The 13,769-nt window shown below is 48.7% G+C and carries 11 protein-coding genes; 5 read left to right on the top strand and 6 right to left on the bottom strand.

The genetic code is table 11. From position 1 onward, the window contains the following. Nucleotides 1-99 precede the first annotated feature (99 nt). The gene (locus IXB50_RS17355; RefSeq protein ID WP_215610254.1) at nucleotides 100-1,047 is read right to left on the bottom strand and encodes an SDR family oxidoreductase; all 948 of its coding nucleotides are present in this window, start codon (nucleotides 1,045-1,047) and stop codon (nucleotides 100-102) included. 252 nt (nucleotides 1,048-1,299) lie between these two features. On the opposite strand from IXB50_RS17355, the gene IXB50_RS17350 reads away from it, so the two are divergent. Continuing rightward, nucleotides 1,300-1,791, top strand: a complete 492-nt coding sequence (locus IXB50_RS17350) for a GNAT family N-acetyltransferase (RefSeq protein ID WP_281413292.1) — start codon at nucleotides 1,300-1,302, stop codon at nucleotides 1,789-1,791. 95 nt (nucleotides 1,792-1,886) lie between these two features. On the opposite strand, the gene IXB50_RS17345 is transcribed toward IXB50_RS17350, so the two are convergent. Both IXB50_RS17345 and IXB50_RS17340 read right to left on the bottom strand, forming a co-directional pair. Beyond that, nucleotides 1,887-4,478 carry a calcium-binding protein gene (locus IXB50_RS17345; RefSeq protein ID WP_215610252.1) on the bottom strand — a complete coding sequence of 864 codons (2,592 nt, stop codon included), beginning with the start codon at nucleotides 4,476-4,478 and terminating at the stop codon, nucleotides 1,887-1,889. Nucleotides 4,479-4,791: 313 nt separating this feature from the next. Continuing rightward, the gene (locus tag IXB50_RS17340; RefSeq protein WP_215610251.1) at nucleotides 4,792-5,373 is read right to left on the bottom strand and encodes a PepSY domain-containing protein; all 582 of its coding nucleotides are present in this window, start codon (nucleotides 5,371-5,373) and stop codon (nucleotides 4,792-4,794) included. A 414-nt stretch (nucleotides 5,374-5,787) separates the two neighbouring features. On the opposite strand from IXB50_RS17340, the gene IXB50_RS17335 reads away from it, so the two are divergent. Continuing rightward, complete coding sequence (locus tag IXB50_RS17335; RefSeq protein WP_215610250.1) at nucleotides 5,788-6,003, top strand: hypothetical protein; 216 nt, start codon at nucleotides 5,788-5,790, stop codon at nucleotides 6,001-6,003. A gap of 147 nt (nucleotides 6,004-6,150) precedes the next feature. Further along, the gene (locus IXB50_RS17330) at nucleotides 6,151-6,720 is read left to right on the top strand and encodes a Uma2 family endonuclease (RefSeq protein WP_215610249.1); all 570 of its coding nucleotides are present in this window, start codon (nucleotides 6,151-6,153) and stop codon (nucleotides 6,718-6,720) included. A gap of 150 nt (nucleotides 6,721-6,870) precedes the next feature. Here the strand turns inward: IXB50_RS17330 and uvrA are convergent, their stop codons facing one another. The 3 genes from uvrA to codA all read right to left on the bottom strand — a co-directional run bounded on the left by uvrA (nucleotide 6,871) and on the right by codA (nucleotide 12,005). Further along, a complete protein-coding gene (gene uvrA / locus IXB50_RS17325) occupies nucleotides 6,871-9,951 on the bottom strand; it encodes an excinuclease ABC subunit UvrA (protein WP_215610248.1) in 3,081 nt (1,026 codons plus the stop codon). A 157-nt stretch (nucleotides 9,952-10,108) separates the two neighbouring features. Then, a complete protein-coding gene (locus IXB50_RS17320; RefSeq protein WP_215610247.1) occupies nucleotides 10,109-10,675 on the bottom strand; it encodes a Uma2 family endonuclease in 567 nt (188 codons plus the stop codon). 82 nt (nucleotides 10,676-10,757) lie between these two features. Beyond that, nucleotides 10,758-12,005 (bottom strand): cytosine deaminase, encoded by a 1,248-nt coding sequence (gene codA / locus IXB50_RS17315; protein ID WP_215610246.1) that lies wholly within the window; start codon nucleotides 12,003-12,005, stop codon nucleotides 10,758-10,760. A 154-nt stretch (nucleotides 12,006-12,159) separates the two neighbouring features. Between codA and IXB50_RS17310 the strand changes: the two genes are divergently transcribed. Next, on the top strand, nucleotides 12,160-12,759 hold the full coding sequence (locus tag IXB50_RS17310) for a hypothetical protein (protein ID WP_215610245.1): 600 nt from the start codon (nucleotides 12,160-12,162) through the stop codon (nucleotides 12,757-12,759). Nucleotides 12,760-12,835: 76 nt separating this feature from the next. Next, a complete protein-coding gene (locus IXB50_RS17305; protein WP_215610244.1) occupies nucleotides 12,836-13,207 on the top strand; it encodes a nucleotidyltransferase family protein in 372 nt (123 codons plus the stop codon). The last annotated feature ends 562 nt before the right edge of the window (nucleotides 13,208-13,769 follow it).

Raw genomic sequence — 13,769 nt, 5'->3', positions numbered from 1 at the left:
TCCATTTGAACTAGTGAAGATAATTTAAAGCTTTCTGGATAACTCATAGCTATCCTGCTCGGTAAAGATCATGTTGCGATTCATTCTTTTCTAGTCGAACTACGGCGACCAACTCAGAGACGTCTTCTGCTCGGAGAGCGTCCAGAGTTTGGCTGCCATGTCCTGATCCAGGACGCACTTATCTAACGGACACTCGTCAACGGGGCCGACCGTCTCTGCTCTTCTTGTAGGGCCATAGAGCTTTTCAATCTCCAGTGTCTCTTCCGTTGCACACATAACTTCGGGCCAGGAACCCTTCTCGGCGGATTGCGCGATAATACGAGAGGCTATGGACCAAACAATCTTATTGAAGACACTGGCCGTGTCGTTCAACAAATTTGTTCTTGATGCGCCGGGATGGCAGACTTGGACCTGAACGTTCTTGCCAGCAGCCTGGACTCGACGCTGCAATTCGTAGGCGAACATCATCTGCGCCAGTTTGCTTTGGGCGTAGGAGTTCCACGCGGTGTACTTCTCATCGAAGTTGAGATCCTCGAATTGAATTTTCTTCAGTCCCATTTTATACGCGTTGCTGCCGACGACCACGATTCGTCCCCTCGATTCTTCGACCCGATCGAAGAGCAATCCACACAGGAGAAAATGACCGAAATGGTTCACACCAAGCTGGCTTTCAAAGCCGTCTACGGTGATCTCCTGGTTGGCCACCTGCGCGATGGCAGCGTTGCAGATGATCGCGTCAATGTGGGTAACCTTCTCCAATACCTCCGCAGCTGCTTCCCGCACGGAAGCCAACACCGCCAGGTCCATGCGCACGAAAGTCACGTCAGCGTCACTGCTAAATTCCTGTTTCAGTGTCGCGATGGCGGCGGTTGACTTATCGGCGTTGCGGTTCATCATCACCACTTTTGCGCCCTTGGACAGGAACACCCGCGTTGCCTCAAATCCCGCACCGGCGTTGGCACCGGTGATGACATATGTTTTGCCTGCGAGGGAGCCCAGTTTTTCCGGCGTCCAGCCCTTTGGTCCAAATTGTTTCGTGGTCGTCATTGTTCAAACTCCATATTCTGTGTGCTTAGTTTGCGTGCCGGTGGAATAATATTTGTTTTCCATCTTAATGCTCCTGTCAATGGCGGCTAGCTCTACAATACAGGTAGCAAAAAGCGCAGGATAACAATGCAATGCACCGGAGCCGTGAAGTCTGGGCATTTTGAAGTGGGCAATCGCTCGTCGCGGCCCGGTGATTGCGGACGTTAGGTAGCGAAACCAAACCACCTATATCGATCAAACACTGTGGCAACGATGTCTCATAATTACAGAAGGATCTCATTTAGACGACTCCACGAGGTCAGTCCGCACGTCATTATCGATCTTATGAATGACCCCGACGTGCGGCGGCATCTGCCACTCGCGCGAGGGCATTTTGGCATCCGTGAGCATCAGCATTTCGTTTCGGCGAAAGAACGCATTTGGGAAGAGAACGGCTACGGTCCTTGGGCGTTCCTACTCGACGACGACTTTGTTGGCTGGGGTGGGTTACAGCCTGAGGGAGACGATGTGGACGTGGCCCTGGTCCTGCACAGGGCCTATTGGGGAGCTGGCCGTTTCCTCTACATGAAGTTTATTAACTACGCCTTCGAGGAACTTGGGGTGGATTCCGTGATCACTTTATTACCTATCAGTCGAACCCGTGTCGCAGGCATGCGGCGTCTGGGCTTCCATGAGGATGGTGAAGTCACGATCGAAGGAGAGGTCTTTAACCGTTACCGGTTCACCCGAGACGCAAACCGGTAGCCGCACTTCGGGTCAGGCCACTTTATAGCCTTTAAGCAAGCGACCTCAATGCAGAATCTTTAACAAAGGGGCTCCGATGGAGCCCCCAGAACTAATTACATCATCACAAAACTACTCTCTCCAAGAGTACTAGTATTCACCCCAGCAACCGTAGCCAGCACCTCATCATCAAAGAGAATCTTACGCCCCTGGAACTCTAGCTGACCAAAGGATAGTCCTTCATTCAAGCCAATAAAGTCTGTCCCCACTTCAAAGTCCATAATCTTGTCTCGTCCCTCACCCATACTCAGCACAAAGGTGTCACTGCCTCGACCACCCCATAGCTTATCCTTGCCCTCACCACCAAACAACACATCATCACCAGCATCACCCCACAGCCTATCATTGCCAGCATCACCATAGAGAGTATCATCTCCACCCTTGCCACCAATACGGTCATTACCCGCACCACCATAGATAATGTCATCCCCACCGTTAATACCATTTTGAGGATTACGCCGGTTCAAATCACCTCGCAACACATCATTACCAGCACCACCCAAAATCTTATCGTCACCTAGACCACCAGCAATCTTGTCATTACCAGCGCCACCATCAATAAAGTCATTACCGTCACTTCCAACAAACTTATCTCGACTATTCTCTCCAAAGAAGAACTGATCAAACATCTCCATGCCGGTGAATTCTGTCACCTCTTCGGGCTCCCCGTCTTCATTCAGACCCTCAATCCGCAGCAACCCCACACCCGGTGCATAGTACTTAAACTCCAGGGCGTCAGGCTCTAATGCCGTGGATTCAAAGGTTTGGAGCACATTATCATAGCTGCCCAATCCAATGGAGATAGACTCATCCAAACTCACCACCTGAGCCTCATCCTCCGCTTCTCCAAGGAAAAATTCCTGGTAGTAATTCGCCCCAACCTGAGGGTCGGCATACATTAGAATTCCTGGCAAAGCACCATCAACACCCGCTTGCCAGGAACCATCCGTATTAGTTTCGATTAAATTCCCTGCATCGTCATACTCAAAGCTGGTGGAATCTTCCCCCATGTACCAAACATTACCATCGGTATCCTGGGCATACCAATCAAAGGTATCTTCCACCAGCAAACCATCCACATATTCTCGATCTCTCACCACGCGGGCATCCACACCCAGAATATTCTTGGTGTTATAGGTAACAAAGACCTGATTATTTTCCAGACTAACCTCACCGGTCTCTTCATCAACCACATCTAACTCATAGCTAGTGACCGAGCCAGGCGTTAATGCAACATACGGATTATCCCCAAAAGCACCTGGCTCAAAGGTGGCCGAACTAAAATCTGGCAGTAATGTCTCCCCTAAATCCTTGGTCTCCACTAGCTCAGATACAAACTCCAGTTCTCCGTTATCTTCAAACTCTTTCTGAGCAACCTGTCCCACATCCTCTGCATAGTAGGTAATGTCAAATTCATCGGGTTCCAAAGCGGAAAACTCTTTAACCCGTAAAATATCCTCAATTTCCTGGCCATCAACATCGATTTCTGAGTCGTCGTCCAGCACGAGCGCCTGCTCTTCTTCTTCACCCAATTGAAACTGCTGATAGTAGGCATCCCCCTCCTCAGGATCGGCCAACATAACAATGCCAGGTAGCGTATGATCTTCACCCGCTAACCAACCATCATTCTCTGTATCAATGACCTGGCCATTTTCGTCATACTCATATTCGGTTACCGACTCACCCATGAGCCAGACATTACCCCCATCATCCTGGGCATAGTAAACCAGCTTATCTTCCGTCAGCAGACCATCGTCAAACTCGCTATCCCGAACGACTCTGGTGGTCACACCTAAGATATCCTCTGTTTCACCGGTCACCAAAACCAAACGTTGTTCGCTATCGTCATCGTCGTCATCTACCTCCTGGCCCTCATATACATAAAGAATGCCTGGGTCCAAAGGGAAATACTCATTATCAATATGAGCCCCATTGGTAAATGTCGTAGAGGTGAGAGCGGGCAAAATAGCATCTGATAGTCTGGAAGTTCCCACCAGTTCAGGTGCTAGTTCTGGTTCACCGCCTACTTCGGTAAGCCCTTCCTCTGCCAAAATTTGTCCCAGCCCAGGCACAAAATATTTATACTCAAACTCCTCCGGCTCTAATGCCGTAAGCTCCTGAGTTTGGAGTACCTGTTCAAAGTCCCCTAAGCCGATAGAAATAGATTCATCCAGGCTAATTACAATTGCTTCATCTTCAGCCTCACCTGGGTAAAACTCCTGGTAGTAGCGAGCGCCCACCGTGGGGTCAGCTGGCATCAAATAGCCTGGCAAGGCTCCATCAACACCTGCTTCCCAAGAACTATCTGTATTGATTTCAATCAGGTTACCCTCATCATCATATTCATAGTTTGTTGCCAACTCTCCCAGATACCAAACATTGCCATCAGTATCCTGGGCATACCAATCAGAGGTATCTTCCACCAGGGTGCCTTCATCCCAGGCTATATCTCTGACTACGGTTGCTTTAATCCCCAGAATCTCCCTAGTCTCTGAGGTGACAATCACCTGATTGCTCTCAACCACGTCACCATCGTCTTCTGCTTCATAAGCTAGTATTTGTCCTAGCGGCAATGGAAAATAAGGATTATCAATAACCGCATCAGGATCAAATGTAGCTGTACCAAACTCAGGAAGAATCGTAGTCATTACTTTATCTCCAAAAACTTAGACAAAAGTTGAAGGTCACTCACTACATGCTTTTCAACTAAACAGCTGAGCACTCTCTTCGGAGATAGTTATAGAGATCGAAGATCAAGAAATTAGCAAGACCAGTGATTTTTTTAAGAGACTAATGACAAAATAGGGACCTACAATGAGGTCCCTATATGCTGCAAGGCTTCTCTACTTCAGAGAAGAGAAGTTTTTACTTAGCGTTAACTGTAGCCTTTAGCATTAGCACTCATTAACTACCTCGCAACAAAAGCAGTTCAGCCTTCTCAATCACCAGCTGATTTAAAAATCACTCATCAGCACCCGGCACCTGGATGCTACCAGCTTGCTCAGCACTGCCGTCCTCTTCTACATACAACACTTCACCAGTACCTGCATCCACATAAATTTCCTGGCGTCCCACAACTACTTCATATACTAGACTACCATCCTCATTATCCAGCTCTACCGTATGGGCAGACTCTCCAGCAAACTCTTCACCAGTATTGAGTGCATCCAAGATTAGAACTGTTGCCAAAGACTGTAATTCTAGGAACTCTTCAATTTCTTCTTGATCCTCTGGATCCTCACTTTCTCTAAGATCTTCAATGAGGATAATTTCTCCATTGGTTGCATGAACAAAGATTTCATGGCCATCAATCCCCACTTCAATCACCGGCTGCCCTTCTTCAGTTTCACGCTCTATACTGTAGGCTTTCTTACCATTAGCGGTTGCTTCTGCAATCTCTAACGCTTCTTGCAAGCTAACTTTTAATTCTGATTTAGGAACTGACTCTAGCTCAACCTCAGGAACTTTTTCCCCTAAGCAAGCTGTTAAACCTACAGCTGCCAGGCTCAATATTCCAAATCCAAGCCAGCCCTTTCTAACCATGATGCCCTCCTCTCAAGTCACTTTGCACGCTCAAATAATAGCAACCAAAGATCAAGAACTTAGTAAGACAACGATAACCATACTATTCCATGCAAAACTGCATGATACAGTTCAGATTCCTAACCCTGTCGAGCCAGGAATCTGATACCGCATGAAACGAGATACGGCAGATTATCCATGCCTATGATCGCAGCAGTGAGGAGCGAACAACCAACTGCGCTAGTGTTCGGGCCCCGACACACCACTCACTACTCACCACTCACCGTCTCAACTCTAATTTTTAGCTTTGACGCCGCACCAGGGCTCATTGCTCTCAAGTGTATGCACAGCAAGCATCTGATTCAGTAGCGTCCCACCCTCACACATTTTTTAGAAAGTTGTTAGCTTATAGGGGTACCTCTTTAGCCCGCAATCATGTTTTTTCCTTTCTGCACCCCTTCTGCGTCTGGTAAGTGCACCAGCAATGACTATGCCAGTTTCTATGCCAATTGCCAAAAAATGAGGCTGGAATGGCTGAAAGCGAGTCGCGATCGCATGCAGGTACATCTAGCCGCCATCAATGCCGCCATTGGCGAACTCGAAGGTCAGATTCCTACTGATAGCGAAACCTCCACCGAGTCAGTCGTTTAAGCATTAAATCTCGGGTTTCTTAAACACCTCGGACAACTGCACCTATACCTGACAAAGAAACCCGAGATTTAGGCAAGAAGCCCGGTAACTGCCAAGCTATGATTAAGGCTACAGCAATCTAAGCGAACTGATTTAGGAGTTGATCCCATGGTCCCTCTAACCCTAGATATCAGTCAGGTTCATCTAACGGATGAACAGTTCTACCAGCTCTGCATTGATAATCCAGAGATGTGTTTGGAGCGCACAGCAAAAGGAATTTTAATTGTTATGTCTCCAGTTGGTGGGGAAAGCGGCAATCGCGAATTTGAGTTAGGTCTAGATTTAGGCATTTGGAATCGTCAGACTGGTTTAGGCAAAGTATTTAGCCCATCAACTATTTTCAAACTTCCTGGCGGCGGCGACCGCTCTCCAGACGTAGCGTGGATAGAACGCTCTCGTTGGGACGCATTAACAGCTGAAGAACGTGCTAAGTTTCCGCCCATTGCGCCTGATTTTGTCATGGAATTAAGATCGCGAACCGATACCTTGCAAACGTTACAAGAGAAGATGCAAGAATACCTAGAAAGTGGCGTACGACTAGGCTGGTTATTTAATCCACAGGATCAGCAAGTCGAGATTTATCGTCCTAATCAGACAAAAGTTATCTACTCACTACCAAAAACTCTTACCGGTGAAGACATTCTCCCCGGCTTTGAGACAACAATAGCTCGATTTTAAGCCTTAAATCTCGGGTTTCTTCTCCAAATACATTGGCGATCGATCTTCCAATGATTGAAGAAACCCGAGATTTCGCTCCAAATGCATTGGCAGTGGTCGCTCTTCCGATGATTGAAGAAATCCGAGATTTCGCCAGGTACCATAATACGCCTAGCCTTTGGGAGGATGTTGCTCCAACACATGTTTCAGATAATGCCCAGTGTAAGAATTCTCCACCTGAGCAACATCTTCTGGGGTCCCCTCAGCAATAATCTCTCCACCGCGATCACCGCCCTCAGGCCCCAGATCAATAATCCAGTCACAGCAACGGATCACATCCAGGTTGTGCTCGATCATCACCACCGAATTTCCCTTGTCCACCAGACGCTGCACCACGTCCAGCAGCTTGTGCACATCGTAAAACGATAGCCCCGTTGTCGGCTCATCAATCAGGTACATGGTTTTACCCGTAGACCGACGGGCCAGCTCAGATGCCAACTTCATTCGCTGGGCCTCACCACCAGAAAGAGTAGGAGCCGTCTGCCCTAGACGAATATAGCCCAATCCCACATCCACCATGGTTTGCAATCTTGTAGCTGCCTTGTGGATATTCTCAAAGAAGTGCAAGGCCTCTTCCGCCGTCATGTTGAGTACGTCTGAGATCGTCTTACCCTTGTACTTCACCTGCAAAGTCTCACGGTTGTAGCGCGCCCCTTTGCACACCTCACACTGCACATAGACATCGGGCAAAAAGTTCATGGCAATCACATTCACCCCCTGACCACCGCAGGCTTCACAGCGACCACCTTTCACATTAAAAGAGAACTGCCCTCGCTTATAACCTCGGGCCTTGGCCTCGATCGTCTCAGAGAACAGATCACGAACAACATCAAAGACGCCTGTATAGGTCGCTGGATTTGAACGGGGGGTACGACCAATGGGAGATTGATCGATAACGATGGCCTTATCCAGAGCCTGAAGCCCCTTAATCGGATCCATCTCATTGGGCTCAGGAATTTTACTGCCAAAGTTGTGTTGGAGAGCAGGATAAAGCAGCTCGTTAATTAGGGTGGATTTGCCGGAGCCGGAAACACCGGTGATGCAAACAAATTTACCCAGGGGAATATCGACATCGATATGCTGCAAGTTGTTGCGATGGGCATTACGAATGAGTAGTTTACGCTTATTCCCCGCTCGCCGTTCGGCTGGCGTATCGATGCCCTGACGTCCTGATAGATAGGCTCCAGTCAAGGAATCTTTATTCTTTAAGAGAGCCTTAAGATCGCCTTGAACAACAATATTACCGCCGTGCACCCCCGCCCTGGGACCAATATCAACCAGATGATCCGCTGCTCGAATAGTATCCTCATCATGCTCGACAACAATTAGGGTATTCCCCAAATTACGCAGATGATTGAGCGTTTTTAGAAGACGTTCATTATCACGCTGGTGCAGACCAATACTGGGTTCATCCAGAACATACAGCACCCCTGTGAGACCAGCACCGATCTGAGTGGCCAGCCGAATGCGCTGGGCCTCTCCTCCAGAGAGGGTCATGGCAGTTCGATCAAGGGTGAGATAGTCCAGACCTACATCTAAGAGGAAGGTAAGACGGGCTTTGATTTCTTTGAGTACTAGCTCTCCAATGGCCAGCTGCTTCTTGGTCAGGAGAGGATCCCCACCATTCTCTCCCATCAAATCTTCGACGTTATAGAGACAGTCGCGAATGGAAACGCTGGTGAAGTCGAGAATATTGTAGGGACCCATTCTGACGGCCAGAGATTCTGGCCGTAAACGGGCACCTTCGCAGGTCTCACAGTCTCGATCAACCAGGTACTTTTCGAGTTTTTGTTTGTAGAGGTCGGATGTGCTCTCACGATACTGACGGTCAAGGATGGGAAGTACGCCATCATATTTGCGTTCGTAGCCTTTTTTATCGCGATAGCGGGAGTCGGTCTCAATGTAGATTTTATCGGGGGAACCGTAGAGAATAATGTCGCGCTGTTCGTCGGTGAGGCTGGACCAGGGGGACTGGATTTCGAAGCCGTAGGCTTGACCAACGCTGTAGAGAAGAGAGAAATAGTAGGTGTTGTCTTTATCGGACCAGGGCGCGATCGCAGCATACACCGGCAAGCTCGGATCCGGCACCACCAGCTCTGCATTAAACCGCCGATGGCTACCCAAACCATGGCAGTCGGGACAGGCACCATAGGGCGAGTTAAACGAGAACAGACGGGGGGACAGCTCATCCATCACCGCCCCATGTTCTGGACAGGCAAAATTCTCAGAAAAGACTAACTCAGACGGCAATTTAGTCCCATAGTCTCCTTCCGGCTCTGCCGTCATGGGTAGATCGGCCTTCCCTTTGCCCTTGCCCTTGGATTTCAACGGCACCACATCCGCCTGCTTGCGATCTTCCAGGATATTAATAATGGCAATCCCCTCAGCCCGCTTCAGGCAGGTGGCCAACGAATCCGCCAGTCGCTCCTGGATATCGTCCTTTTTCACCAGACGATCCACCACCACTTCAATGTCGTGGGTCTTATTCTTCGCCAGCTCAATGTTATCGCTCAGCTCACGGATCTCGCCATCCACCCGTACCCGCACAAACCCTTCCGCCGCTAGCCCCGACAGCAGTTTGGCATGGGTCCCCTTCTTGCCCCGCACCACCGGAGCCAAAATCTGAAAGCGGGTACGGTCCGGTAGCGCCATCACCTGGTCCAGCATCTGGTCAATGGCCTGGGGCGCGATGGAGCGATCGCACTGGGGACAGTGGGGCTGACCGGCCCGACCATAGAGCAGTCGCAGGTAGTCGTAGATTTCAGTCACCGTACCCACCGTGGATCGAGGGTTATGGGAGGTGGACTTTTGATCAATGGAAATGGCCGGGCTCAGGCCCTCGATGGAATCCACATCGGGCTTATCCACTTGGCCCAGAAACTGCCGAGCATAGGCGCTAAGAGACTCTACATAGCGGCGCTGACCCTCAGCAAAAATCGTATCGAAGGCGAGGGAGGACTTACCCGAGCCCGAAACCCCAGTGAACACAATCATCTGGTTACGGGGCAGATCTAGATTGATGTCCTTTAGATTATGCTGACGAGCCCCACGAATGCGGATCAGGTCATCGGATAAGTTGGTGAGTTTGGCCTTTGCTGCCTTACCATTACTGCTTGCCTTGCCGTTGGCTTTGCCATTGCTACTCGACTTGCGTGTCGTCTTGGCCGTTTTAGGGGTCTTGGACTGGGGCATGGGGGCAAATGGGGTGACAGCTCAGACAGCTCGATCATAGTAGTACTAATAAATTAGTACTACTATGGGTAAAACATTTCTTTATGGTAAGTCATAGAGTTGAGTCATGTGGTGCTGAAAATAGCAAATGGATAGAGTGGCGTTATTTGCGATCGCACTACACAAACAATGATTCTACTCCACAGCTGAAGTCGGGCAGCAGAGGACTCGTTAACGTGTCTCTAACATAGAGAGTAAGGGCCTTCACCAAAACACCATTTTCACGGCGGAAAACCTCGACCATTTTCTGTTCACGATCAAAGATCCAATATTCTTGGACGCCTTCTACTGAATAGAGTTTGAGTTTAGATTTGCGATCGCGATCCTTATCCTGCTGGGACCTGGACAGGACCTCAACTACTAATTCAGGTGCCCCTGTTAGATGGCCTGCATCATCCATCAAGGTCTCAATTCGCCCATTGCTAACCCAAATGAGATCGGGTATGACTGCATTGGTAGGAGAAAAAATCACTCCTGGAGTAAACACAGGTTTTCCCAATTGTGTTTGCTTAGACCAAGCCAAAAGTTCTGCATAAATAGCACCAGCCACATCCTGATGTTTCCAATGGGGTGCTCTAGTCACATGCAGGTCTCCGCTAATAATTTCAAAGCGATCGCTAGTGTCTGGTAAACCCTCTAGGTCATCCACTGTCCAGCAAACTTTATTGGGAGTGGTTGCTGTCATAGACCTGTCTCCACAGAAGGGTGCCCTTCAATCATAAACGTTTGGTTAGGGCAAGGGGATGGCTGGTAAAGCAAACCATAAATCACCCCACATCCTGCTGCCATGTAACCTGGGGTGTCACGGTCTCCACCAGGAGCTGTCCCCGAGAAATGACATGACTGACAGTGGCACGACGACGGATGGCGTCATACTTATCGCCACTGTCCAACACAATCAGGTTGGCAGGTTTACCTAACGCTATACCGTAGGAATCTTGGATATTCAGCGTGCGGGCACCGTGGGTTGTGGCCATGTCGTAGCAGGCGTCAATTTCTTCAAGGCCGGTCATTTGGCAGACGTGAACGGCCATGTGAGCGACGTCTAGCATGTTGCCGGTACCGAGGCCATACCAGGGGTCTTGGATGCAGTCGTTGCCAAGACTAACGTTGAGACCAGCCTGCCAGAGTTCTTTGACGCGGGTAAGGCCCCGGCGTTTGGGATAGGTGTCGGTGCGGCCTTGGAGGGTGATGTTGATCAGGGGATTGGCGATAAAGTTAATCTCAGAACTTTTTAGGAAACCCATGAGTTTGAGGGCATAGGCATCGTTGTAGGAGCCAAAGGCGGTTGTGTGGCTAGCGGTGACTTTCTCTTTTAGTCCCGTTCGCAACGCACAGGCGGAGACCACTTCAAGAAAACGGGATTGGTCGTCGTCGATTTCGTCGCAGTGGATGTCAATCAAACGGTTATATTTTTCGGCTAGTTCGAAGATGCGGTGAACAGAACGAACACCGTCTTCGCGGGTGAGTTCGTAGTGGGGAATGCCGCCGACAGCATCGGCTCCTTGTTTGATCGCTTCTTCGATCAGGTCATCGTTTTTGGGACCGCCATAAATGCCGTCTTGGGGGAAGGCGACGACCTGGACCGTAATCCAGTCTTTGACGGCATCGCGGACGGCGAGCAAGCCTTGTAGTGCGGTGAGGCTGGCTTCGCTGACATCGGCGTGGGTGCGGACAAAGAGGGTGCCCTGGCTGGCCATGAGTTTGAGGGCAGTGGTGGCACGGTGTTTGATGTCGTCAAGGGTGAGGGTGCGTTTGCGATCGCGCCAAATTTCAATCCCTTCAAACAGGGTACCGCTTTGGTTTTGGCGCGGTTGCCCAACAGTCAGGGCTGAGTCTAGATGGATGTGGGATTCGACAAAGGGTGGGCTGACCAGCTTGCCTGCGCAGTCGATTTCGGTGGGAGCGGTTAGGTCTAGATTGGGTTCAATGGCGATGATGGTTGAGTCTTCAATGGCGATGTCGGCGAGGCCATCGGCCAGGGTGCAGTTTCTAAGGATGAGTGTAGGCGTCATGGATCGAGCGGAAAATAGTCGGATAGAGGTAATGCAGACATAACCTTAGGCCATCACTCTTTTCCGTGCTTAAACTAACAGTAGACCTTCTCGTCTGCGCATAAACGTTCCCCTTGGCTGCTGGCTAAGCGGAATCGAAGCCAGCCTCTCAACCATGTCCTACAATCAGTTCACTATTGATAGTGTTGGTAATGCCCTTGGGGTAAGCATCAAGGATCGCACAAACCTATTTAGAGATATCAGTCCTATTGCTTACAGCGATTTTCTCAAACAAGCTTTGCAGGATTACAGTCCCATTGCCTTGGCGATTGGCACTGAAAAATCCCGATCTGAGTTTATTATTGCGCCTATCTTATTTGAGCTAAAACGTCAGTTTACGGAGCAGATCAGTCTGTTTTCTGGCAGAGAATTCAATGTAGATGCGGCTGAGGGGTTAACTGGTTATTGCGATTTTCTGATTAGTCAGTCACCGGAACAGTTATTTATTCAGGCTCCGGTAGTTACGGTTGTGGAGGCGAAAAACGACAATATTAAGTCGGGGTTTGGGCAATGTGTGGCGGAGATGGTAGCGGCTCAGCGATTTAATCAGCGTCAGGAGAATGTGATTCCAGCGGTTTATGGGGTGATTACGACGGGTAGTATTTGGCAGTTTTTGCGACTACAAAGTACGACTGTAGATATTGACCTAACCGAATATTTTCTTAACGATGTTGGTAAAATTCTTGGCATTTTGAAACATTGCGTGGCTGGTTAGGATTTTGTAGCGGAGCCGAAGCCAGCATCTTTAGATATCGATTACTATGGTTTCAGTCTTCTGAAATATAAGCCTAATGGCTAAAACTGCTTTAGAACTAAGCCCGGAAGAGTGGAAGCAGTTTTCACTGCCTCAGAGGTCTATAACGCCAGAAATTAAGGCTCGATGGGAGCAGGCTTGGGAATTGATTCCTAAATTGGCAAAGCTGCTGCGGGAAGAGTATGGGGCTGAAAAGGTTCAGGTGTTTGGTTCAGTCATCAAGTTAGAGTACTTTTCGATGACTTCAGACATTGATCTAGCGGTTTGGGGAATACCTGCTAGTCAGTATTTTTTAGCGGCTACTGCTGCGGATGAATTTAATGAGGCATTCAGGGTAGATGTTGTTGATGTTAAATCCTGCCGTCCTAGTTTGCTAGAGGTCATACAGACAGAATGCATTGATGTTTAAACGAGGATTACCTTTTCGAGCCGACAGACTTCATCGAGAGCTTGATAATTTTCAACCTATTGTGTGATCGATTTCTCAGAGTTGAATAATTCCAAAATTTTAGCTACACCTGAAAGGCTTACTAGGAGAGACCTTATTCATACCAATAGTACAAAAACACTTCTGAAAGACTCCAAAGAACTCAGATTCATTAAGAACCTCCTTTCCCCTAGAAGCTGCGAGCCATTGGACTCATCATTAATCATTCGTAACAGGTGAAACACTTCTAGAAATAATCAAGCCCCATATATAAAGGCTTATTAGAAGAATAGGCACTAGAGATATGGACCAGACCCAAACCCAAACTCAATGAGCATATTTACTCATAGAGGCTGAAGGCCTGACGTAGTGGCCAATTTGGTATTGGTGAAATACCCTTGACAAAAGGGTTTGGACCTTAATCTGTCACAAATGAGCATTCTTATAGCTAAGATGCATTAACCGAGGAATTTAGTGCGGTTTTATCTAATAATTTAGGACTTACGCATTGACAAGATAGCAAAGACATGAAGTGATACGAATG

Origin of the sequence: Leptothoe spongobia TAU-MAC 1115 (assembly GCF_018739885.1) — a bacterium.
GTDB lineage: Bacteria > Cyanobacteriota > Cyanobacteriia > Phormidesmidales > Phormidesmidaceae > Leptothoe > Leptothoe spongobia.
The sequence above is the reverse complement of the archived record's forward strand: the minus strand, read 5'-3'. Positions and strand labels throughout refer to the sequence as shown.

What these genes read in the sequence shown, in the direction of transcription:
- codA (WP_215610246.1), bottom strand. Translation starts at nt 12,005, where the DNA reads ATGACGCCTACACTCATCCTTAGAAACTGCACCCTGGCCGATGGCCTC.
- uvrA (WP_215610248.1), bottom strand. Translation starts at nt 9,951, where the DNA reads ATGCCCCAGTCCAAGACCCCTAAAACGGCCAAGACGACACGCAAGTCG.
- IXB50_RS17310 (WP_215610245.1), top strand. Translation starts at nt 12,160, where the DNA reads ATGTCCTACAATCAGTTCACTATTGATAGTGTTGGTAATGCCCTTGGG.
- IXB50_RS17305 (WP_215610244.1), top strand. Translation starts at nt 12,836, where the DNA reads ATGGCTAAAACTGCTTTAGAACTAAGCCCGGAAGAGTGGAAGCAGTTT.
- IXB50_RS17320 (WP_215610247.1), bottom strand. Translation starts at nt 10,675, where the DNA reads ATGACAGCAACCACTCCCAATAAAGTTTGCTGGACAGTGGATGACCTA.
- IXB50_RS17335 (WP_215610250.1), top strand. Translation starts at nt 5,788, where the DNA reads ATGTTTTTTCCTTTCTGCACCCCTTCTGCGTCTGGTAAGTGCACCAGC.
- IXB50_RS17345 (WP_215610252.1), bottom strand. Translation starts at nt 4,478, where the DNA reads ATGACTACGATTCTTCCTGAGTTTGGTACAGCTACATTTGATCCTGAT.
- IXB50_RS17355 (WP_215610254.1), bottom strand. Translation starts at nt 1,047, where the DNA reads ATGACGACCACGAAACAATTTGGACCAAAGGGCTGGACGCCGGAAAAA.
- IXB50_RS17330 (WP_215610249.1), top strand. Translation starts at nt 6,151, where the DNA reads ATGGTCCCTCTAACCCTAGATATCAGTCAGGTTCATCTAACGGATGAA.
- IXB50_RS17340 (WP_215610251.1), bottom strand. Translation starts at nt 5,373, where the DNA reads ATGGTTAGAAAGGGCTGGCTTGGATTTGGAATATTGAGCCTGGCAGCT.
- IXB50_RS17350 (WP_281413292.1), top strand. Translation starts at nt 1,300, where the DNA reads ATGTCTCATAATTACAGAAGGATCTCATTTAGACGACTCCACGAGGTC.